This is a genomic window from Affinundibacterium flavidum, assembly GCF_014284175.1.
GTDB lineage: Bacteria > Pseudomonadota > Gammaproteobacteria > Burkholderiales > Burkholderiaceae_D > Undibacterium > Undibacterium flavidum.
In genome coordinates, this window is the sequence record NZ_JACOGA010000007.1 from 169,435 (window position 1) to 192,323 (window position 22,889).

Genomic DNA, 22,889 nt, shown 5'->3' on the forward strand with positions numbered 1-22,889 from the left:
TACACATCTGTTTGGCTGTCATGAATGCGCTGGTAGGTTCTTGCCAGCGTTAGTTCATTGGAGAGATCATCAGATGAGCAAAACAACACTAGCCCCGAAAACGAGTCTGTATCGATTTTTTTGGTTGGCGAATGGTTTGTTTGCTGTCGTTTTGGCGGTCATGCTCTCAGTCAGTTATCAGCAGCATTTTGACGATGCGCGCGCACAAGCCAATAATGCCGCAGCAACACTTGAATCGAGTGTGATCGGTATTTTGAATCAAGTTGATTTATCTTTGGTATCGCTAGCGCACGCCCTAGAATCTAGTCACGATAATCCGCGTGAATTGACAGAGTCGATTGGAATTCTGATACAAGAAATATCTAAGAAGACGATTTCTTTTAGTCGCCTCGGATACTCAAATGCCCAAGGTAAGAGTGACACTTTGGCAGGCTACCCTAGTGGCTCATTGAATTACGATATTTCTGACCGCGATTATTTTAAACAATTAAAAGCAAATCCCGGATTAGGCTTAGTGCGCACAAATCCGGTAAAAGGTCGTGTGACAAACAAGGACGTCGTTATCTTTGCGCGTGCCTATCTCGATAAACAAGGAAAATTCGCAGGAGTTGTGTTCGCCAGCATCCAACTCGAACATTTTTCCAAATTGTTTGGAAGCGTTAATTTAGGAAAGAACGCTTCGATCGATCTGATTACTGCGACGAGCTATTTACGGCTTGCGCATTTTTCCACCGTCCCTTATTCCGTACCTATCGGTATTAAGATCGCGACACCCGATGTCATCGAAGAGCTCAATAAAGGCGGGCCTGTTCGTAACTTCGTTGCGATTGCTAAAGTCGATGGAAGAAAGCGACTGTGGACAGCACGCCTCTTAGCCGACTGGCCATATTGGTTGGGCGTGGGCATGAATACCGATGAAATTCTCTTAGTCTGGTACCGAGAATTAATTCTGGGCTTGTCCATCATGGGCGTATTTGCGCTTCTGACTTGGATTGCTTTGCATCAGTTGAAACTCGGGTGGGATAGCAGGGAGCGTGATTTATCCATTCTACAAAACACACTAGAAGCGACCGAAAATGGCATTTTGGTGACCAGTGAATTTGGCAAAGCGATTCACAGCAACCAGCGATTTTCTCAGATGTGGCAAATACCCGCGGAGATGGTCGCCACCGGCGATGAAAAGCGCATGCTTGCTCACGTCGTTCAGCAATTACAAGAGCCACAAGGGTTCATGCAGGGCGTTGAGGATATTTACAAAGCTCATGAAAACCAAGCATCTCACACTATCTATTTCAAGGATGGACGTGTATTTGAACGCTCGGTCAGGTCCATGTTAATTAATGGTAAGGCGAGTGGCCGTGTCTGGAGTTTCATGGATGTGAGTGAGCGTAAGCACATCGAGAATTTATTAAATTTTGTCGCGCAACGTGCCTGGATCGCACAGGGTAGAGAGTTCTTGCCAGCGTTGGCCGATTATCTGGGACGATTACTAAAAGCAGACTATGTGCTGATCGACAAACTGGGCGCTGACTTACACACCGCAGAAACCGTAGGTTTGTACGCAAGTGGATCATTGCAACCGAATTTTTCATATGACTTGAGAGGGACACCGTGCGAGTGCGTGGTTGGTAACGATCCCTGTATTTTTTCCAGCGGCATCCAAGAATTATTTCCCGACGATCAGTTATTAGTCGAGATGGAAGCGCAGAGTTATGTGGGAATTCCATTTTGGGATTCGCGTGGAGATCCTATTGGCATTATCGCGGTGCTGAATAAACTACCAATGCAAAATGCCGAGAGAATTAAGTCTTTATTGCAATTGGTTGCGGCGGCAGCAGGTGCAGAATTAGAGCGTTTGCGCGAGGAGAAAAACTTACGTCGCGAACGTGATCGCGCGCAGGGATATTTGGATACCGTAGAAGCGATGATCGTCGTACTCGATGTCAATGCCCGCATTTTGCAAGTGAATCGTAAGGGATGTCAGTTATTGGGTTGGGATGAATCGCAGATGCTGGGACAAAACTGGTTTGCCTTATGCGTGCCTCCATCGATAGCACAGGCATTAGCGATGGCGAATTTTTCACAAATGATGGCCGGCATTCTCGATAATCCGGGTTACTACGAAAGTCAGATTTTGACGAACGGTGGTGAAATGCGTGACATTGCCTGGCACGCCTCTCTGCTGCGCGATGAGCAAGGTCAAATCATCGGTTCTCTGAGTGCAGGCGAAGATATCACTGAGCGTAAGCGCCGAGATATTGAGATTGAAGGCTATCGTCATCGGTTGGAAGAGTTGGTGGAGGTGCGCACGAATCAATTGGGTAAAGCAAAAGAAGAGGCTGAAGCAGCGAATCGTGCCAAGAGTGTCTTCTTGGCGAACATGAGCCATGAACTACGCACGCCTTTGAACGCAATCCTGGGATTTGCCCGCTTGCTCGAACGCGATCCGGGAATCTCTTCAGAAAACAAACGCAATTTGCTGACAATTAATACCGCAGGTCAGCACTTATTAGTCTTGATCAATGATGTGCTAGAGATTTCAAGGATAGAAACTGGTTATTCGGATAGTAAATTAACCGTCTTCGATTTACGTGAAGTATTGCGCGAAATTGGCGACATGATACGACTCAAATCTGAGCAAAAAAGTCTGATTTTTGAAGAGAGCTTTGCGCTTTATTTACCACGCTATGTTAAAGGGGATGAACAACATCTGCGGCAGATTCTCTTGAACTTGTTGGGCAATGCGGTGAAGTACACGGATCATGGACGTATCAGTATTCGTGTACGCGTTTTTAATGAACAATTTTCGTTTGAGGTTAGTGATACCGGGCCGGGGATATCCAGTGAAGATCAGGCACGTTTGTTCCAGCCTTTCTATCAAACCGAAGTCGGTGTCCATAAAGGCGAAGGCACAGGTTTAGGTTTGGTGATCAGCCGTGAATGCGCTCGTTTGATGAATGGAGAATTGAGCGTCGTCAGTCACTTGGGCGAAGGAAGCTGTTTTACTTTAAGCATTCCCTTGTTAGCGGTTTCCACTCCAGTTTCCAACGCAAATCCACATCGGCCACAGGTGCTCGCTTTGGCGCAGGATGCTCATCACAGTGCAGAGTCTTTGCGTATTTTGGTGGTCGATGACAAAGAAGATAATCGTGAGCTGGTGCGGCAAATTTTGCGTTTATTGGGAATTGAGGCACACACGGTAGAGAACGGTTTGTTGGCGATTGATGAATTTGTGCACTGGCAACCGCATTTGATTTGGATGGATATGCGCATGCCGGTGATGGACGGTTATGAAGCGACCAGACAGATACGACAACTGGCTGGCGGCGACAAGGTGAAAATTGTTGCGATGACGGCGAGCGCTTTTGATGAAGACCGCGCCGCAATTTTGTCTGCGGGTTGTGATCAATTGCTGAGAAAACCTGTTGATCAAGAAGCGATGTTTGACATTATGGGCGACTTGCTTGGTTTGCGGTATGAATATGCCGATGCGATCCTGCCACCTATTCCAGAGGCAGTGCTTGATTTGTCTGATCTGGCGCCGGAGCTGTTGGTACAGCTACAACTCGCTTCCGAGCAACTTGATCTCGAATCTGCGCGTCATTTGATCGGGCAGATTCGTAGCCAGCACGGTGCACACATGGCGGATAGTTTGATGATGATTTTAGAAGAATACCGATTTGATCGTCTCGCCAAGTTATGTGAACAAGCTACTCGGAGTGGGTGATGGATACGCAGGGAAACATAGTCATCGTCGATGATAATCCAAATAATTTGCAAGTACTGAGCCAAATTCTGGAGTCTGCAGGATATAAGGTGCGCCCTGCATTGACGGCAGCAATTGCTTTGCGTTCGATTGAAAGTTTGCAGGCAGATTTGATCTTGCTCGATGTATGTATGCCCGAGATGGATGGCTTTGAAGCTTGCCGTCAACTCAAGAAGAATCCGAATTGTGTTGATCTGCCTGTCATTTTCGTGAGCGCACTCAATAACATCGAGGATAGATTGACTGCATTCCAAGTTGGTGGCGCTGATTATATTTTGAAGCCATTTCATGCCGATGAAGTTTTGGCGCGCGTCAAAGCGCACATCGGGCATTCACAGACGCGGCGGCAATTGACGGCTCTGCTGGCGCAACGTGAATTAGCTCTGCAAAAAAGTGAGGCACGGTATCGCGCACTATTAAACGAAAGCCCGCTGGCGGTGATGATGTATGACGCTAATACCTGGAGCGTCATTGAGGTTAATTCTGCCTACGCCACATTGGCAGCTTGTCCAGCACAGAGTTTGGCCGGAAAATCTTTAGAATTTGCATTGGGAAGCGCACAAGCGGCGCAGCTGTGTGATTTGACTGAGCAGCTTTTTCTGCGCAGAGCGAATGCGACAGCATTAGCAATGTCAGCGGAGACTTCTCAAGCCTCTGAGGAATTGTGTATGACGATGCGCATTAATCCTATTCATACTAATCAAGCGATAGAGTTCGACGCTCGCATCAAGGCAATTGATTATCCTTACACGCAAGTCTGTATGGTGACGCTACAGCCGCGACAAGATACTTAACCACGTTCGGTGCCAACTTGGCTCCACTTTAGTGTCAATGCCTTGTTTCAATGCTGAAATTGTGAAGTGATACATGTAGAGACCCCACGATGCCCAAGCCTGCATCAGCTCTTCAGTTATTTGCATCGTGTGTTTGAGCGAGGTCCGTGGCATAAATCCATCGAGACACTCTATGCCTTACTTGAGGTTCTGTAAGTCTGTAGGTGAATACTGGTTTCCGTGTTTTGTATCGCCTTAATCAGACGTATTCTTTCTAAGACTGAGGACAGTTCAGATAAATTGGTTGCGCGTAAACTCGCCAACAAATCCCAGCGACCATTTGTGTCGTGAATCTCTTCTATGCCCGGCTCGCCCAATAGAGCAACAATGACGGCACGGGTTTCATTGCCTTCCACCGCAATACTGATCCAGGCATGAATTTCGTTTTGCTGCGCGTCGGGGCGCAGACGCACGGTGTAGCCGACGATGATGCCATCGTCTTCCAGCTTAGTAATGCGGTTGGTAATGGTGCCGCGTGAGACTTTGAGCTTATGTGCCAATGTGGCAATACTCATGCGGGCATCTGTACGTAATAGGCTGATAAGTTGTTGGTCTAAGGCATCCATTTTGTGCATTCCGATAATTTATGCTGTCATTTTGTCAGAAATTTGTCGAATTTGGTACATTTTTGCTGATTCTGTTTAACATCGACATCCCGTAAGATACTCCCATCAAGATTTTTTAAAGAACTTACGCAAAATTGTTGCAGCGAGATTTACCCAAGGATTTGGACGCTGATTTGGGTAATAGTGCTTAGTTAGTTACTTACTTAGTTACTCTCAGCTGGTTGTAGAAATTTTACGCAAGTTCTCATTATTCGACCTAATATATAGATGGAGACTATTATGAGTACTAATCATTCAACAACTCATTCAGAACACACACACACAATTACGCCACGACGTGCGGTAACGCAATATTTGAGCGCCGAGCGCGTGGCTGAAATCATCAATAAGCGCGGCATCGGCGCTTGTATTACAGGCGTGGCTTCTTACATCAATCAAGACTTCTTGCGCTGGAATTCATTTGATAAATGCGCTCGTGTCGCGAATCATTCTGACGTTGGCGTAATCGAATTGATGCCGATCGCGGATGACAAATCGTATGCGTTTAAATATGTGAACGGACATCCAAGCAATTACCGTTTCAATTTGCCAACTGTCATGGCATTTGGCGTATTAGCCGATGTCGAAACAGGCGTGCCAGAATTAGTCAGCGAATTGACTTTGACTACGGCGATTCGCACTGCCGCGATGTCTGCAGTCGCAGCACGCGCTTTGGCGCGTGACAACTGCAAAACCATGGCGATCATCGGTAATGGCGCGCAAAGTGATTTCCAAGCTTTGGCTTTCCATCATTTACTCGGCGTAGAAACTTTCCATTTGTTTGATATCGATACGACGGCAACCGACAAATTAGAAGCTAATTTGCACAAAATGGGTTTGCAAACTAAGCGTTTCAATAGCACCAAAGAAGCAGTCAAAGGTGTCGATATCATCACGACGGTGACGGCAGATAAAACGAATGCGACCATCATTACTCCCGATATGATAGAGCCTGGCATGCACATCAACGGCGTTGGCGGTGATTGCCCAGGTAAGACTGAATTGCATGCAGATGTATTGCGTATGGGACCAGTGTTTTGCGAATTCGAGCCACAATCCCGAATTGAAGGCGATATGCAACAAATGCCAGCTGATTTCCCTGTGACAGAATTATGGACTGTTTTGTCAGGCAAAGTCGTTGGCCGCAGCGTTGCCGATCAAGTCACGATTTTTGATTCCGTGGGATTTGCTTTGGAAGACTATTCCGCTTTGCGTTTTATGCGCGATGTGGCGATAGAATTGGGTATGAGTGAGACTTTATCCTTGATCCCAGCAATGGAAAACCCTAAGAATTTGTTTGGTTTTATTGGCGATAATGCTAACCCAAGCGCGGCACCAGTTGTTGCTGCCAGAGCGACACCAGCTTTTGTAGGCTAATCTTACCTGCATAATAGAAATAAATTTTTACTATCAAAAAGCCCGAAAGTTCAATCTTTCGGGCTTTTTTTCTGATGACTTCGTGAGAAATTCCAAAAAATTCAAAATTTCTCAAAAAAACTCAGAATTTGTAAGTATTTGTGTCAACCGGACTTAAGCACGCCGCGTTTTTTCCCCTAACAGTAGCTTTGTCACACATGAAACGACAAAGACAAATAGGGGAGTTATCAAAATGATTTACGAAATTTTAGTCCGCCCGTCATACAATAAATTAATGACATCCGATCATTTGATCTGGATTGACAGCAATATGCCTACACGTTTCTTTGAACAATGGTTGCGTGACCATGCATTATTGGATGGCTCAGGACGCTCTCCTATCGTACGTTGGGGCATAGTACAAACACAACGTCCAGCACATTTCCAATTGGCGACGCAAGAAGGCGAGTTGACTGACCGCATCGCTGAACTGATGAGTGGCGCGACCCATTTGAGCGAATTACCGGTGTCTGCACGTAATGCTGTGCAAGCAAAGACACCCGTGTTCTTGGCAGCATAAATAAACTAATTGCTGGCTTGATCTGCGTGGCCGATTACAAGCAATTCAGTTCAAAATAGAAAATTGATTTAACTAAGTTATTTAGTTGATTGACTTAATTAATTTATCTAAATAAGTGACTTAATGAGGTGACTTAAATAAGAGCTCCGTCAACATGGTGACGGAGCTTTTTTATTGTCTTCGCAAAGCGTTCAAGCGATCAGATTTCGCCGAGTACAGGGCATAGTCTTTCTGCGTGGTACTGTTTGCTTTGGCGATATCCAATTCGCGCTGCGCTGCTTCAAGTTCACCCAGTCGAAAATGCGCTAAGCCCAGCCAAAAATGAAACTCGTGATAATCAGGCGCACGTTGTAGTTCTTTGTTAAACAGCATTTTTGCTTGCTGAAATTCATTCTTATCCATTGCCTTCACGCCTAAATTAAAAAAATGAAAGGGGGGATAGGGCTGCTTGCTCAATAAGTGTTCTTTCAAATTACGCGCCTCAGTACCGCGTCCCAGGCTTTCCAAAGTCTGCACCATATTCGAGATTGTCACCAAGCTGTCGGGGTCTATCCGCAGTGCTACTTCAAGTGCGCGGTAGGCATCTAGGTATTTCTTATGACGCATATAGATGACGCCAAGGGTGTTATAAGCATAAGAAAACTGAGGATCCGCCTTGATGGCTTCTTTGGTCCACCAATAGGCTAGATCGGTTTGATTTCTTACCATGGATTCCGCAGCTCGGTTGTTCATGTACATCGCGACGATGGTGTTTTCTTCCAGATCAATTGTGTGTTGGCCCGCGGTATCCTGAGGTGGTAAAAAATCGATGGTCATTTCAAGATTTTTATCTGGATGATTTTTCTCATCAAATCGCTTCTTGCCCAACACAATATTCACGTGCCCACTCGCAAAATACAGTTCGCCGCTGCGACTCCAATCCTCTTTTACTAAGACCTTTTGGTATTGCACCGATAATCCCATTTCCTTTGCGAGCGCCGCGGTCATGATGACCAAGGACAGGCAATTGCCTGAGCGAGCACTGAAGGCTTCGCTTGCAGTGCGCGTGTATGAAGAGTCGTATTCAAGTCTCAACTGTGCCCTGTTATAAAGGGCATTAAATAGCGCTCGTTGATGACTGGTTGAGCGAAGCTGACTGACGATCTCGGTGGCTATGAAGTCTTTCATGGCCTTATCCACGCTGAAAATGCTAGGCGGTGAAATGGGCTGCGGGCTAGCCGCAAATAAATCATCGTGAAATAGATCTTGCGGTATGGTGTGAACAACGTGTGGTGCAACGCAGGCACTCAATTCTGTAAGACAAATGAAGAGTATGAACCCCGTGCGCAGCAGGCGGTCTATGTAAGAATGTCGACGTTTTTGCATGGTAATTCCCCTTGCTTGCACTCAAACTTGGCGTTGAATTGACATCGAATTTTGCTAGAGCTTTTCGCGCGATCCAAGGCATATCAGAAGTGCAGAAAAGAAACTCAAAAAAGTGCTTAAGTTTGGGCGTCTAAACTTCAGGCACTTACACTTCAGACAGTCACACTTCAGAATAGTTTCTATCACTCATAGTTGCAAATTTCCAGGTAATAAATCTTGCATGCAGATTGCTGCTGCGCTCAGCCCTCAGCCTACCGGCGTTATCAGTGTTACCAGAGCATGTCATGCCCGAGTCATATTCTCCATTTACATTCCTGCACTTTAGCTGAATTTAATTTTTCAGTGATTCAATTCATGTAATTAGGGGAAAAAGATGCGACATAAGATGATGGCAGGTTTGACGATGCTGGCGACGGCAGGCGCTTTGGTGGCATGTGGCGGAAATGACAGGGTTGAACAAAAAGTGATTCCAAATCCCGTATCCGCCGTGTTTTTAGATGCCGCTGTGGAAGGTCTGGAATATTCGGCAAATGGCGCAGCGAAGCAAGCGACGAGTGCTAGCGGTGGTTTTACTTGCCTGAACGGTGAAACGCTTGCATTTACTATCGGCGGCATTAATTTGGGTTCCGGTTCGTGCGCAGCCGTTTTTACGCCATTGACCTTAGCCGGTAGCGATAAACTCAGAGACGATAAAGTGGTCAATCGCCTGTTGGCCTTACAGTTACTTGATGCTGATAATGACCCGTCCAACGGCATACAAATCACCTCGGCAGTGAAAACCGCATTAATATCGCAGAATCTGGATTTTGCTTTGGCACCTGCGGCTTTTAATGTTGCAATGAGTGGTGTATTGGCGAAATTACCCGCGACTTATCAAAGTCGTTCTGTCGACAATGACAGACGTACCTTGGTTGGCGAACATTTTGAAGATACTCTAGCCTCGAAGATGACAACGCCATTTGTAGAAACGATTACACAGACGAATACCTTAGGTAGCGTCAGCGCTAGTATTACGCGCTATCAGATCCAAGCTGCTGATAATTTTTATGTGCCTTACGAGGGCAATAGCGCGGCGATCAAAGCTGATTTTCCGAAAGGTTTCTTGCCTTCTTACGGCTCAGGTTTGACATTCAAAGGCAAGGCCGCGGATGGCAGCTTGGAGTTCTATGGCATTACCGATCGCGGCCCTAACGGCGATGGCCCCAAAGTGCCAAATGCCATGATGAGCGCTGGTGCCACCGGAACTAGCGACGGAAAATTTTTCCCGTCCCCTAGTTTCATACCGTCGATAGGCGTGATCTCTGTGGGTAAGACGGGTGCCGTATTGAAATCAAGTATGCCGATAAAATTCTCGGCGACGATCAATGCATCCGGTCTCGCCATCGCAGCGGGTAAAGTCGGCTCCTCCGGAGAAGTTCCATTAACTGATGCAGTGAAGTATGACGCTAGTAGTAAAACTGTATTTAGTGACTACGGCTTAGATACAGAATCTATCGTCCTTGATACTGCCCGTAATGCCCTATGGGTCTCGGATGAATATGGCCCTTTCATTTTGAAGATCGATATCACGAGTGGCATTATTCTTAAAAAATACCAACCAGGTACCGGCGTTGCTGATCTGCCAGCGGTGTTATTGAAGCGCCGTGCTAATCGCGGGATGGAAGGTTTGAGTTTGGAAATTGCCAGCGGTAAATTGCACGGTTTTATACAAAGTCCTTTAGATGATGGAAAAGCGAGCTACCTGGTACCTGGTGCGAGTGCTGCTAGCAGCGAAAGTATTAAAGACTACGCCAAGTTTAATCGATGGGTGGAATTCGATCCGACTACAGAAACGACCAAACTGTATGCCTATCCATTAGATGCGACGATGTATTCGGGAGGTAAGACTGGTGGTGCAAAATTAGGTGATTTGGTGTCATTAGGTAATGGCAAATTCATCGTCATTGAACAAGGTGCGGGTGTTGATGGAAAAGTCTTTAATCGTCTGATGCTGGTGCAGATTCCAAACAATGCCACTGACATTGCAGCGATCGGCACCGATCTGGAAAAAAGCAGTATGACTGGCGCTGCAGTGAACGCAGCAAATTACGCGAACATTGTGACGCTCAAGAAAACCTTGTTGTTCGATTTGAACGCAGCGGGCTGGCTGGCAGAAAAAGCCGAAGGTTTGGCGCTGGTGGATGAGAATACATTGGCCTTGGTCAATGACGATGATTTTGGCCTGAAAACCATCGTCCAAACTGCCGCTGGTGTGAATGTGGATGGTGCCGATATTACTAAATGCACGGTAGATATCGCAGGTGCTTTAACTACTAGCAGTTCGGCGACTGGCTGTACTGCAGGCAATACTGCGCGTGTTAGCCGTGGCGCAGATAGTGAACGACCAAATCGTCTGTGGTTAATTAAGTTTACGAAAAAATTGAATGAGTTCTTGGTGCCTTAGTGATCTTGGTATCAAGGCAAATTGAAAACGCTGCCATCATCATTTGGCAGCGTTTTTTTTCGACAAATTTTGAGCTTGTAAGCAACAACCAAGATGCCTTGGTGATGAATTTGCAGTGAATTAGTGCTGCAAGCGTCGATGGCGTATTGATGACCACAAAGACGCAGCGATAAACGCGACGCCGATTAAGCCGGTAAAGATTTCAGGAATATGATATTTGATACTGGCAAACATAATCAGCGCCAAAATACCGATGGCATAGTGCGCACCGTGTTCCAGAAATACATATTCTTCCAACGTTCCTTGGCGCACCAGATAGACTGTCATAGAGCGCACAAATAGGGCGCCGATAGCCAGTCCCAACATAATGATCACCACATCACTAGTGATCGCAAATGCACCGATCACACCATCAAATGAGAACGAGGCATCCAGCACTTCCAGGTATAGAAAACCACCAATCCCCCCGCTTTTCACCACTGCTGCAACATCGATGTCAGTAGCTTCTTCTTTCTCTAACAAGTCACTGATAAAGTCGACTCCGACATAGACGATAATGCCCCACACGCCAGATAAAAGTACCGCAAATTGCTGCGCAGCATCGACTAAACTAATGCTACCCACCACAGTACATAATGCCAACAAAACTGGAATAGAACCAATACGACCGAAGCCAGCAATTTTGGCTTCGACATTGCCTAACCAATGTGTTTCTTTTTCATTGTCGAGTAAGAAATTAAGAAACACTAATAACAAAAATACGCCGCCAAATGCTGCGACTTCGGCGTGATGATTGATTAAGTGTGTAGAAAATTCTTTAGGGTTATCCAGCGCCATATCCCATACCTCAACCATTTCTAGATCAGCAGCGAAGGCGACGATCACTAAGGGGAAAATCAAGCGCATACCAAACACCGCGATGATGATGCCGACACTCAAAAACAAGCCTTGCCAAAACGTATTCCAGTTCTTTAAGACCGAGGCATTCACTACCGCATTATCAAAAGACAGTGAGATTTCCAGCACCGCTAAAATAATGGCAATGCTTAATGCGCTGGCAGCAGCTCCCGCGCCACCATGCATAAAACCCCAATAGCCAGCGACGACTAAGCAAATAAGAGAGAGAAAAATAGAAAGTCGAAAATGCTGCATGTGTTCAGTCCAGAGTGTTGCTGCAAATAGTCTGCAGAGAATTGAACTGTGAGAGTGCCACACAACACATCAACGGCGCAAGCTGTTATCGTGTCTTGGCCGTGTAGTGGGTAAGCAAAATAAGAACCTCCCTGCGCCTCGACGTTGACGGTGTAGGGACAGAAATAATATGACTATTTATGTCATAGCGATCACAGCAGACTCGCGTACCATTTGTTTTAATTGCGGCACACAAGAGCCGCAATTGGTGCCACAGCGTAGAGATTGCTGCAAGCTGCACAAGCGTTGTTTCTCGTCACCCGCATGCAATGCCAGGTCTTGTTTAATTTGTTGTGCTTTGATATTGAAGCATGTACACACAACTTGGAGGTCTTTGGCGTTTTTTGGGGCGCTGCCAGCAGCCGGTTTGGATTGTGCCAATAATGCAGGCGTAATCGTCACTACTTCTTCATCCAATAGCAATTGCTTGAGCCAGTTTTCAGCCGCAATATCGCCCGCCAAAGCGAAGCCTGCAATGCGTTTCTGTGGTGATAAATCCGGATCATTTTCTATCAACAGTTGACGCGCAGTTCCGCGTTTCGCATCGCCATATTGCAAGACTTGTGCGCCATGCAGGTCGAGTAAGAGGCTAATCGCAGTGGTGATATCTGCGGACACGGCAACGGTATTGGCAGCACGAAATAGTAAGCCTTGGCGTTCGCGCCCGAATAGCACGCAACTAGCATAGGCGAAGTGTGGGTAATACTGACGTAAGCTTTGCTGTAATTCCAGAATATGTTCAGGCGCTATCCAAACACAGGCCACAAATTGCCAGGCGTAGGTGAGCTTGGTAATTTTGACTGCACTGTGCTTTAGCTCTGGTTGTTTAGAGATAGGATCGAAAGCGGGATTGCAGAGGCTATTCACGCCGAACAATGTTTGACCTTCTTGATGTTGGTCGCGCAAGCTGCCAGAGATAAATTCTTCCCCCCAATGCATCGCAATAAAACATTGTCCTGCTTTCAGTTGATCGCTCGCTTTAGCAATCAATACTTGAGTACCACGTTGATTACTGACTTCAACAAAATCACCATCTTGTATAAAGCGCCTTTGCATATCTTGTGCTGCCATTTCTATACACGGCTCAGGCGCATGCGCATACAGTTGCGCCACCAAACCAGTGCGACTCATGCCATGCCATTGATCGCGCAAGCGTCCTGTATTTAAGGCAAATGGATGACGTGGCGTGATTTTTTCCGTCGTTACGACGTAGGGACAATTGATAAAGCGAGCTTTGCCGTTGCTGGTGGCGAACTGATGGTTCTCGTAAAGACGTGGTTGTCCTACGGCGGCTCCAGCAGGGTAGGGCCATTGTTGTGGCCCTTTTTCTTCTAACAAAGAATACGACAATCCAGTAATGTCGAGATCGCGTCCAGCCGTGCTATCACGATGCTCATTCCAGATGGTCTCTGGATTCGTATAGGAAAAATCAGGCTGCGTTTTATTCAATTTCTTCGCTAGGGCTTGCGCGAATTTTGTCGCAATTTGCCAATCATGATGCGCTTCTCCCGGCGCCGGAATCGCCGCTCTTACGCGTGAAATTCTGCGTTCAGAATTAGTTACAGTGCCGGATTTTTCTGACCAGGTTGATGCAGGTAACAGGATATCGGCATACGCCACCGTTGCTGTGTTGCGATACGCTTCTTGCACGATCACCAGTTCGGCTTTTTCTAATGCTGCACGTATTACATTTTGATCCGGCATGGATTGCGCGGGGTTGGTACAAACGATCCAGATAATTTTGATTTCGCCAGTGCGCACCGCTTCAAATAATTCGACTGCGGTCTTGCCGGGTTGATCAGGCACGCTAGGAATATTCCATAGCGCAGCTACTTCAGCACGGTGTTCTGGATTGCTCAAGTCACGATGCGCCGATAACAGATTCGCCATACCGCCGACTTCGCGCCCGCCCATCGCATTCGGTTGCCCGGTTAAAGAGAAAGGTCCCGCGCCAGGTTTACCGATTTGCCCTGTCGCTAAATGCAGGTTGATCAGCGCACTGTTTTTTGCTGTGCCTGCACTTGATTGATTTAAACCCTGACAATACAGTGATAGCGCGGCTTTGCTCAGACCAAACCAACGTGCCGCCTGGATCAAATCTTTTTCGGCGATACCGCAAATTTGCGCAGTAAAGGCAGGCGTAAAATCACGTACGGTTTGTTTGAGTTCGGCAAAACCTTCGGTATGCGCAGCGATAAATTGGGTATCGATCAAATCTTCCCATAAACACAAATGCAGCATGCCATGAAATAGCGCGACATCGGTGCCGGGTAAAATCGCCAAATGCAAGTCAGCGTCCCGCGCCGTATCGGTGCGACGCGGATCTACGACGATGACTTTGAGATTGGGATTGTTCTCGCGTGCTTGCTCTATGCGGCGATACAAAATTGGATGGGCATACGCCGTATTTGAACCTGCAATAAAAATTAAATCCGCCAGTTCTATATCCTCATAACTACAAGGTGGTGCATCGGCACCCAGACTTTGCTTATAACCAGCGACGGCGCTCGACATGCATAGGCGTGAATTACTATCGATGTTATTCGTGCCGATTAAACCCTTAGCGAGTTTATTGAAGACATAATAATCCTCGGTCAGCAATTGCCCTGAAATGTAAAAGCCTACACTATCAGCACCATGCGTTTGTATGCACTTAGCAAATTTATCTGCCATGGTTTCCAGGCAGATATCCCAATCCACGCGTTCTCTGTTTTGATCTCGCGCAGTGCGTAGTTCCGGATACAAAGCACGTACTTGTTGTTGCAGCACAGGCTGCGCCGTCAGATGCAAATTACTGCCCTTGCTGCATAGCTTGCCGAAGTTGGCTGGATGCGCAGGATCGCCGCGTACGCCAGTGACTTGTGTGCCATCAGATTCAATGATGACGCCGCAGCCGACGCCGCAATAACAACAGGTAGATTTTGTTTCTTGCATAGTTTCTGACCTTGGCCCTTGGCTTTGAGTGAACTTAGGTTTCAATCGCTAAAGTCAGCAATTCGTGACTGCACAAGTACACTTGATCTGCTTCCACTTTGACACTGAATTTCTGTGTACAACCTTCATCCGGCGATACCGCACAGCCGGTCGGTAATTCTATGTTCCAGTTATGCAAAGGGCAGGCGACTTTTTCTCCAAAGACGATGCCTTGTGATAAGGGACCGCCTTTGTGCGGGCACTTATCTAAGAGTGCGAAAATTTTGTCTTCGGTATTTCTGAAAATTGCGACATCAGTTCTCGCTTGACGTTTCACGACACGTGCGCCGAGCAGTGGAATGTCGTCTACGCGACAGATGACTTGCCATTCTTGGGACATGGTTTTTCCTTTGTTTTAGGTTCCCTTCTCCCGCGAGCGGGAGAAGGGTTAGGGATGAGGGCAGTTGGAGTGCTGCAGACAAAATCGCAATTCAAATAAGAAATTTATGATCATGTATTGAATGATGTCTTAACTTTGCGGAATCACCCTCACCCCAACCCTCTCCCGCTTGCGGGAGAGGGAGCTTGTTATCGAAACTTACTTTTACAAAAAATCTGACGATTACTCGCCAATCCGCTCAAACTGCCGCGTATCCACTTGCGCCTTCTCAGGCTCATGCCAAGGATCAGCTTCACCTTCCAATGAGAACAACAAACGTTGATACAACTCTTCACGTCGTGCAGAATTTTCTAGAATTTGTTGTTTCACATAGTCGAGACCAACCCGGGCGAGGTAGTGCACGGTGCGTTCTAAGTACCAGCCTTCTTCACGATACAGTTGTAAGAATGCGCCCGTGTACTCCATCACTTCTTCATGCGTTTTGAGTTTGATTAAGAATTGCGCGACTTCGGTTTTAATCCCGCCATTGCCGCCGACATACACTTCCCAACCCGAATCCACCCCGATAACACCAACGTCTTTGATACCTGCTTCGGCGCAATTACGTGGGCAGCCGGAGACGGCGAGTTTGACTTTGTGAGGCGCATACATGCGGGCTAATTCGCGTTCTAATTGTTGCCCCATAAGCGTGGAATTTTGTGTGCCGAAACGACACCATTCACTACCTACGCAAGTTTTTACCGTGCGCAAACCTTTGGCATAGGCAAGGCCGGAAGGCATGCCTAGGTCTTGCCAAACTGCGCGTAAGTCTTCTTTCTTTACACCGAGCAAATCGATGCGTTGACCGCCGGTGACCTTGACGGTGGGGATATTAAATTTGTCGACCACGTCAGCAATTCTGCGCAGTTCTGAAGCATTGGTTTCGCCACCCCACATCCGTGGAATGACGGAGTAAGTGCCATCTTTTTGAATATTCGCATGGGAGCGTTCATTGATGTAACGCGATTGCGGATCATCCACCGCTTCTTTCGGCCAGGTCGAAATCAGGTAGTAGTTCAAAGCAGGGCGGCAACTTGCACAGCCATTTGGCGTGCGCCATTCCATGAATTGTTGAACCGCTGCCACGGTTAGTAAGTGATTGACTTTGATGGCTTCACGCACCGCATGATGGGAGTGATCTGTGCAGGAACACATAGCCTTGGCTTTGGGTGTTGCTGAGTAATCGCCACCCGCCGTGAACATGATGATTTGTTCGACCAAACCCGTACATGAGCCGCAAGAGGCTGAGGCTTTGGTGTGTTTGCGCACGTCTTCTAAAGTGAACAAGCCTTTTTCTTTAATTGCTTTGACTATTGTGCCTTTGCAAACACCATTGCAACCGCAGACTTCGGCGGTATCAGGCATCGCCGCTGCTTTGGTATGGCCTTCGTGACCGACATCGCCGGTATTCGATTCGCCAAACATCAGTGAGTCACGGATCTCAGCGATGTTTTTACCTTCGCGCAGTAGCTTGAAATACCAACTGCCATCGACCGTGTCACCATACAAGCAAGCACCGATCAGCTTGTCGTCTTTCAATACCAGTTTTTTGTAAACGCCACCGATAGGATCGGACAAGATGATTTCTTCGGTATCTTTACCGCCCGAAAAATCACCAGCAGAAAATAAGTCGATGCCGGTGACTTTGAGTTTGGTGGACGTGACGGAACCTTGATAACGACCGATACCAAAATTGGCCAAATGATTCGCGCAGACCTTTGCCATCTCAAACAAAGGAGCCACTAGGCCATACACCGTGCCCCGATGATTGACGCATTCACCGACCGCATATATGCGCGGGTCATAAGTTTGCATGGTGTCGTTGACGATCAAACCACGATTGCAGTACAAGCCTGCTGATTCCGCTAATGCCGTATTCGGACGAATGCCGACTGCCATCACGACGAGTTGCGTAGGGATTTCTAAACCATCAGAAAAACGGATGGCTTTGACATGACCATTTTCATCGCCTATCAACGCTGCAGTATTTTTTTCTAATAAGAAATTGAGTCCGCGATCTTCTAAAGATTTTTGCAGCATCTTGCCAGCCGTTAGGTCGAGCTGTCTGTCCATCAACCACGCAGGCAAATGCACGACAGAGACGTTCATGCCGCGCATCTTCAAACCATTTGCGGCTTCTAATCCGAGCAAGCCACCACCGATCACCACGGCGTGCGTGTGTTCTTCTGCCGCCGCGATCATGGCATTGGTGTCGTGGATGTCGCGGTAGGCAATCACACCCTGCAAATCTTTGCCAGGCACAGGCAACATGAAAGGCGAGGAACCTGTTGCGATCAGCAATCTATCGTAGTCGGTTTCCGTGCCGTCTTCGGCGATCACGACGCGCTTATAGCGATCAATCTTGACGATCTTTTTTCCTAAATGCAGGGTAATATTGTTGTCGGCATACCAGTCAACATCATTGAGCATGATGTCTTGGATCGTTTGTTCGCCAGCTAAAACTGGCGACAATAAAATTCGATTGTAATTAGCATACGGTTCAGCGCCAAAGACCGTGATGTCGTACAAATCCGGCGCGATTTTTAGCAATTCTTCCAAAGTACGAACGCCTGCCATGCCATTGCCAACCATGACGAGTTTGAGTTTTTTCATGATGAAAATCCTTAATGTTTTTTTGTGCTCTAGGCGACTTCTTTGCTTGGATGCGATTGGCGGTGATATAAAAATTCCAGCACCGCGCTGCGATATTTGGCGTATTGCGCATCGTTGGCTAAAGCGACCCGTTCACGTGGCCGAGCTAATTCCACGGATAAGACTTCGCCGATCGTTGCGGCTGGACCATTGGTCAGCATGACGATTTTGTCGGACAGGAGTACCGCTTCATCCACATCATGCGTGACCATCACCACCGTCGATTGCGTCTTCGCGACGATCTTGAGTAACTCGTCTTGTAAGTGCGCACGGGTCAATGCATCGAGTGCACCGAAGGGTTCATCCATCAATAAAACTTTGGGCTCGATGGCTAAAGCGCGGGCGATACCGACGCGTTGTTTCATACCACCAGAGATTTCATGTGGACGTTTTTTATCAGCGGCGGTCAAGCCTACCAAGGCCAAAACATTGCGAGTGCGATTGATAAGCTCGCTCTTACTTTCGGTCGCAGCAAAGACGCGCTCTACCGCCAGATAGACGTTTTCAAAACAAGTCAGCCACGGCAATAGCGAGTGATTTTGAAACACCACACCACGCTCAGGTGAAGGCCCGGCGATTTCGCGATTCGCACACAGTAATGCACCGGAGGTGGCAGTGGTTAATCCTGCGATCAAATTTAATAGTGTCGATTTGCCGCAACCAGAATGACCAATCAGTGTAATGAATTCACCTTTGGCGATGCGCAGATTGATCTCGCGTAAAGCATGGAAGCTGCCTTTCTTGGTATCGAAGCGCATTTCCACATTTTGGATTTCTATGTATTTTTTATCGTTGGTGTCCATCGCATTTGTCTTATCCATGATTAGGCTCCTGTTTCTTCATAGGTGACCGCACGCGCCATCGCTACTAGTGCTTGTTCTAATAACAGCCCAACTAAACCAATCACCACAATCGCGATAATGATGTGCGGCACGTTCAAGTTGTTCCATTCATCCCACACCCAGAAGCCAATACCCACGCCACCCGTCAACATCTCTGCGGCGACGATTACCAGCCACGCGGTGCCAATTGCCAAACGTACGCCAGTTAACATATACGGCAACACGCTAGGCAATAAAATGCGGGTTAAGATTTTCCATTCGGAGAGGTTTAATACGCGCGCCACATTCATATAATCTTGCGGCACACGTTGCACACCGATCGCGGTGTTGATCACCATAGGCCAAATTGAGCAGATAAAGATAGACCAGATTGCCGCTGGATGGGCAGCTTTGAAAACTAATAGACCGATGGGCAACCAAGCCAATGGCGAAACCGGTTTGAGCAAACTGATAATCGGATTAAACATGCCCGCCATAAAGCTGAAGCGGCCTATCATGAAGCCGAGTGGGATGCCGATTACAGCTGCTAGACCAAAACCGACCGCCACCCGTTTGAGAGATGCATAAATATTCCAACCTATACCTTGATCATTCGGGCCATTTTGGTAGAAGGGATCAGAGAAAAGTTTGATTGCTTCTAGCAAGGTAAGCCATGGTGATGGTAGTGCGGAATTTTTCTCGGCGATGATGGTCCACAGTAACACCAACATCGCCAGCCCCAGAAATTGCGGCAAGAGTTTGAACCCGATCGCTTTGAGCTTCATCGCAAGGGTAGAGTATGCAGAAGGCTTAGCCATCGTGATTTCTTTCTTTGGTGGTGGCGCGGCCGCAACTGTTGCAGATGCCACTGTTTTGCATGCTTCGCTAGTTTCGCTGGCCTTGCTTGAACTGGCGACAGTATTAGCGGAATAAGTTGAGAGCAAAGTAGTCATTGCTATTCCTTAAGCTTTGATCTTAAAAGCGGCCGCATAGGCAGCTGGATTTTGACCATCCCATACCGTGCCATCGATTAGTTTGCTCTTACGCATGAGGTCTTTCGGCACACTGACTTTCGCCAACGCTGCGCCTTCTTTATAGATGTCGATACGATTTACAGCCTTTGCCACACCTAGATAATCAGGATCGGTTTTCAATAAACCCCAACGTTTATGCTGTGTCAGGAACCACATGCCGTCGGACAGGTAAGGGAAATTCACTGCGCCGTCGTTGAAGAATTTCATGTAGTAAGGATCATCCCAAGTCTTACCTAAGCCATTTTGATAGCGCCCCATAATGCGTTGATTAATGACATCGACCGAGGTGTTGACATAGGATTTTTCGGCGATGATTTCTGCCATCTTTTGCTTGTTCATCAGTGAGGCATCAATCCAGCGACTGGCATCGAGAATCGCGGCGATTAAAGCGCGTGCCGTGTTAGGATATTTTTGTGAAAATTCTGCAGTGCAGCCCAAGACTTTTTCAGGATGATCGCGCCAGATATCTTGTGTCGTCGCCGCAGTAATGCCTATGCCATCAGCGACCGCGCGGTGATTCCACGGTTCACCGACGCAGTAGCCATCCATATTATCGACACGCATATTCGCCACCATTTGTGGTGGTGGTACGGTAATGACTTTCGCGTCCCTCATAGGATTGATACCATGCGCCGCCAGCCAGTAATACAACCACATGGCATGGGTGCCGGTAGGGAAGGTTTGCGCAAAGGTATATTCACGCTTTTCACGCGCCATTAATTTAGCGAGACCAGCACCATCGACCGCGCCTTTGTCGGCGAGTTTCTTAGAGAGTGTGATTGCTTGCCCATTATTATTTAGCGTCATCAGGATATTCATATCCTTCTTCGGTCCACCGATGCCGAGTTGTACCCCATACACCAAGCCGTACAACACATGCGCGGCATCCAGTTCACCATTCACTAACTTGTCGCGCACGCTGGCCCAAGACGATTCTTTGCTAGGCACAATTTTGATGCCGTATTTTTTATCAAAGCCCATCACCGCCGCGATCACTACCGATGCGCAATCGGTCAGCGGGATGAAACCGATTTTGACTTCTTCTTTTTCAGGCTTATCTGATCCGGCCGCCCACGCTGTGCTAGCAGCACTCATGGCTCCTAGGCCTAACATGCTGCTCGCTCCAAGACCGACCATGCTGCTGGCACTTTGCATAAATTCGCGGCGAGTTTGATTTTTGCCTGACAAACTGGTGTTGAGTTCTGTAGTAGCGTTTTCATTGTTAGCACCTGTTTCATTGGTTTTGGTGATGGACTTCATTTGCTTATGCATGGTCAGACTCCAGCGTGATGGTTTTCAAATTGCATGGTCAAAACGAAAAAAAGCGTCTTACTACCATGCTCATTTGAGCAGGTAGGAAGACGCCTTTGTCTTGTGAAAATTGCCGCCGTTAGCAAATTTTCTGGGTGTACCAGCTTTGGTACTTAGCTTTATCTTTGCAAGTAGCGTGCCAAGTAAGGTGCCAAGTAAGCTGCCAACTGGTTCTATGCCACATTGTGTGGACTTAGGGGGAGTTTTGTAGATGATTTGCTAAAGCTTTGCACCGCTTTGGACGCCAACTTGGTGCAATGCACCAAACCGTGGCGGGGATTAGCCAAGTAAATCTGCAACGTCCAATATTCTTTGCGCTAGTTCAACCAGCTTCAGATTCTTTTCCATCGCTTGCTTACGCAGGCGTTGATAAGCCTCGTTTTCGCTGAGTTGATGGCGCGCCATTAATAGGCCTTTGGCGCGCTCTATGGTCTTGCGTTCTGCTAGTTTGTTCTTGGTATCGTGCAGTTCAGTGCGTAATTTTTGATCAGCCTGAAACCGTGCTACTGCTACTTCTAATACTGGTTTGACGCGCTCTACTTGCAGACCTGCTACCACATAGGCTGACACGCCCACCGCCATGGCAGACGCTAATTGTGAGGGATTATCTTCTTCCGTGAACAAGACGATAGGGCGCGGCGCGTCACGACTGACTAGTACCAATTCTTCCAGCACATCACGTGCATCCGATTCAGCGTCAATGATGATCATGTCCGGTTGCAACTGGGTGAGCCTGTCCACCAGATACATATCGCCAGGGATAGACGCGATGATGTTGTAGCCAGCCTGCAGCAAGCCTATGCGCAAGTTGCGCGAGCGTTCAAGTTGTCGCTGTACTGTCACATCATCGAGATCGTGTGGATCTGTGGGATTGGTGACGGTATTGATCACAACAATTTTTAGACTAGTGGCATGCAGCTCAGACAAAATCATGCTCCGTGGTAGACCTGCGTAAGTATTTCAATGAATTCGATGAATCAAGAATGAGAATTTTTGATGATTCTTAGATACTGGTATGCAATATTCGCGCCAGTGCGCTTGGCTGTAGCTTAGTTGTAGCTTAGTTGTCGGTCTGATCATTGAGGAAACACACTTTCAGCACATCATCTCTTCACAGATTGTTGATACGCTGGCTTTCTGTTCAATCTTGGAGAAATGGCATGTCAATTAAAGTATTGTTGATCAATCTCCCTCAATTTGAATTGGGGCAGCGTCTATCTTGTGTTGGATCTGAATCCAAATCACGAGCTGTTTTGTGGAGGAAATCGGATGAATTACGAAATGAGGGCTTTGAAGTAGAAATAGTGGATGCAGAATCTCGGGCATTGAATTTTTTTACGATCGTTCGCGCAATACGACGACGCGCACCGGAGTATGTTCTCTTTTATCAAGCATCTACCTGCAGCGGGAGTTTGCCTTCATCCAGCAAGAGCTTTGTTGGCGTGCTTTGCCGTCATGTGCATGAGCGCATGCCAGGATTACGTCTTGACCTTTTGATCGAATAAGAAGCTGCGTAAGAGGGAGAACAAACAAGTGCTTGCCTGTTCCGCCTCTTACCAATAGGCTTATTTACTGTTTAA

The 22,889-nt window shown here is 47.3% G+C and carries 16 protein-coding genes; 6 read left to right on the plus strand and 10 right to left on the minus strand.

Annotated features, from left to right (window positions below; genetic code table 11):
• The first annotated feature begins 73 nt into the window (after nt 1-73).
• A complete protein-coding gene (locus H8K55_RS09225) occupies nt 74-3,727 on the plus strand; it encodes an ATP-binding protein (RefSeq protein ID WP_186941797.1) in 3,654 nt (1,217 codons plus the stop codon).
• The gene (locus H8K55_RS09230) at nt 3,727-4,560 is read left to right on the plus strand and encodes a response regulator (RefSeq protein ID WP_186941798.1); all 834 of its coding nucleotides are present in this window, start codon (nt 3,727-3,729) and stop codon (nt 4,558-4,560) included. The genes H8K55_RS09225 and H8K55_RS09230 overlap by 1 nt, the downstream gene beginning before the upstream one ends.
• Nucleotides 4,561-4,730: 170 nt before the next feature.
• Here the strand turns inward: H8K55_RS09230 and H8K55_RS09235 are convergent, their stop codons facing one another.
• Nucleotides 4,731-5,165, minus strand: coding sequence for an Lrp/AsnC family transcriptional regulator (locus H8K55_RS09235; protein ID WP_186941799.1), 435 nt, complete (start codon nt 5,163-5,165; stop codon nt 4,731-4,733).
• Nucleotides 5,166-5,444: 279 nt separating this feature from the next.
• On the opposite strand from H8K55_RS09235, the gene H8K55_RS09240 reads away from it, so the two are divergent.
• Both H8K55_RS09240 and H8K55_RS09245 read left to right on the plus strand, forming a co-directional pair.
• Nucleotides 5,445-6,581 carry an ornithine cyclodeaminase gene (locus H8K55_RS09240; RefSeq protein ID WP_186941800.1) on the plus strand — a complete coding sequence of 379 codons (1,137 nt, stop codon included), beginning with the start codon at nt 5,445-5,447 and terminating at the stop codon, nt 6,579-6,581.
• Between the two features lie 232 nt (nt 6,582-6,813).
• A complete protein-coding gene (locus tag H8K55_RS09245) occupies nt 6,814-7,140 on the plus strand; it encodes a hypothetical protein (protein ID WP_186941801.1) in 327 nt (108 codons plus the stop codon).
• Nucleotides 7,141-7,311: 171 nt separating this feature from the next.
• On the opposite strand, the gene H8K55_RS09250 is transcribed toward H8K55_RS09245, so the two are convergent.
• Entirely contained in the window at nt 7,312-8,505 is a 1,194-nt protein-coding gene (locus H8K55_RS09250) for a tetratricopeptide repeat protein (RefSeq protein WP_186941802.1), read from the minus strand.
• Between the two features lie 373 nt (nt 8,506-8,878).
• Between H8K55_RS09250 and H8K55_RS09255 the strand changes: the two genes are divergently transcribed.
• Nucleotides 8,879-10,948 carry an esterase-like activity of phytase family protein gene (locus H8K55_RS09255; RefSeq protein WP_186941803.1) on the plus strand — a complete coding sequence of 690 codons (2,070 nt, stop codon included), beginning with the start codon at nt 8,879-8,881 and terminating at the stop codon, nt 10,946-10,948.
• Nucleotides 10,949-11,068: 120 nt separating this feature from the next.
• Here the strand turns inward: H8K55_RS09255 and H8K55_RS09260 are convergent, their stop codons facing one another.
• From H8K55_RS09260 to H8K55_RS09295, 8 genes are all read right to left on the minus strand, one after another.
• On the minus strand, nt 11,069-12,100 hold the full coding sequence (locus tag H8K55_RS09260; protein WP_186941804.1) for a DUF475 domain-containing protein: 1,032 nt from the start codon (nt 12,098-12,100) through the stop codon (nt 11,069-11,071).
• 177 nt (nt 12,101-12,277) lie between these two features.
• The gene (locus tag H8K55_RS09265; protein ID WP_186941805.1) at nt 12,278-15,073 is read right to left on the minus strand and encodes a nitrate reductase; all 2,796 of its coding nucleotides are present in this window, start codon (nt 15,071-15,073) and stop codon (nt 12,278-12,280) included.
• Nucleotides 15,074-15,107: 34 nt separating this feature from the next.
• Nucleotides 15,108-15,452 carry a nitrite reductase small subunit NirD gene (gene nirD, locus H8K55_RS09270; protein ID WP_186941806.1) on the minus strand — a complete coding sequence of 115 codons (345 nt, stop codon included), beginning with the start codon at nt 15,450-15,452 and terminating at the stop codon, nt 15,108-15,110.
• A 222-nt stretch (nt 15,453-15,674) separates the two neighbouring features.
• The gene (gene nirB, locus H8K55_RS09275) at nt 15,675-18,104 is read right to left on the minus strand and encodes a nitrite reductase large subunit NirB (RefSeq protein ID WP_186941807.1); all 2,430 of its coding nucleotides are present in this window, start codon (nt 18,102-18,104) and stop codon (nt 15,675-15,677) included.
• A 29-nt stretch (nt 18,105-18,133) separates the two neighbouring features.
• Nucleotides 18,134-18,964, minus strand: a complete 831-nt coding sequence (locus tag H8K55_RS09280) for an ABC transporter ATP-binding protein (protein ID WP_408057961.1) — start codon at nt 18,962-18,964, stop codon at nt 18,134-18,136.
• A 2-nt stretch (nt 18,965-18,966) separates the two neighbouring features.
• On the minus strand, nt 18,967-19,749 hold the full coding sequence (gene ntrB / locus H8K55_RS09285) for a nitrate ABC transporter permease (protein ID WP_230408551.1): 783 nt from the start codon (nt 19,747-19,749) through the stop codon (nt 18,967-18,969).
• Between the two features lie 177 nt (nt 19,750-19,926).
• On the minus strand, nt 19,927-21,153 hold the full coding sequence (locus H8K55_RS09290) for a CmpA/NrtA family ABC transporter substrate-binding protein (protein WP_186941855.1): 1,227 nt from the start codon (nt 21,151-21,153) through the stop codon (nt 19,927-19,929).
• Nucleotides 21,154-21,588: 435 nt separating this feature from the next.
• Complete coding sequence (locus H8K55_RS09295) at nt 21,589-22,227, minus strand: ANTAR domain-containing response regulator (RefSeq protein WP_230408553.1); 639 nt, start codon at nt 22,225-22,227, stop codon at nt 21,589-21,591.
• Nucleotides 22,228-22,469: 242 nt separating this feature from the next.
• Here H8K55_RS09295 and H8K55_RS09300 point away from each other — a divergent pair, with 242 nt between their 5' ends.
• Nucleotides 22,470-22,814 (plus strand): hypothetical protein, encoded by a 345-nt coding sequence (locus H8K55_RS09300; RefSeq protein WP_186941809.1) that lies wholly within the window; start codon nt 22,470-22,472, stop codon nt 22,812-22,814.
• Nucleotides 22,815-22,889 lie beyond the last annotated feature (75 nt).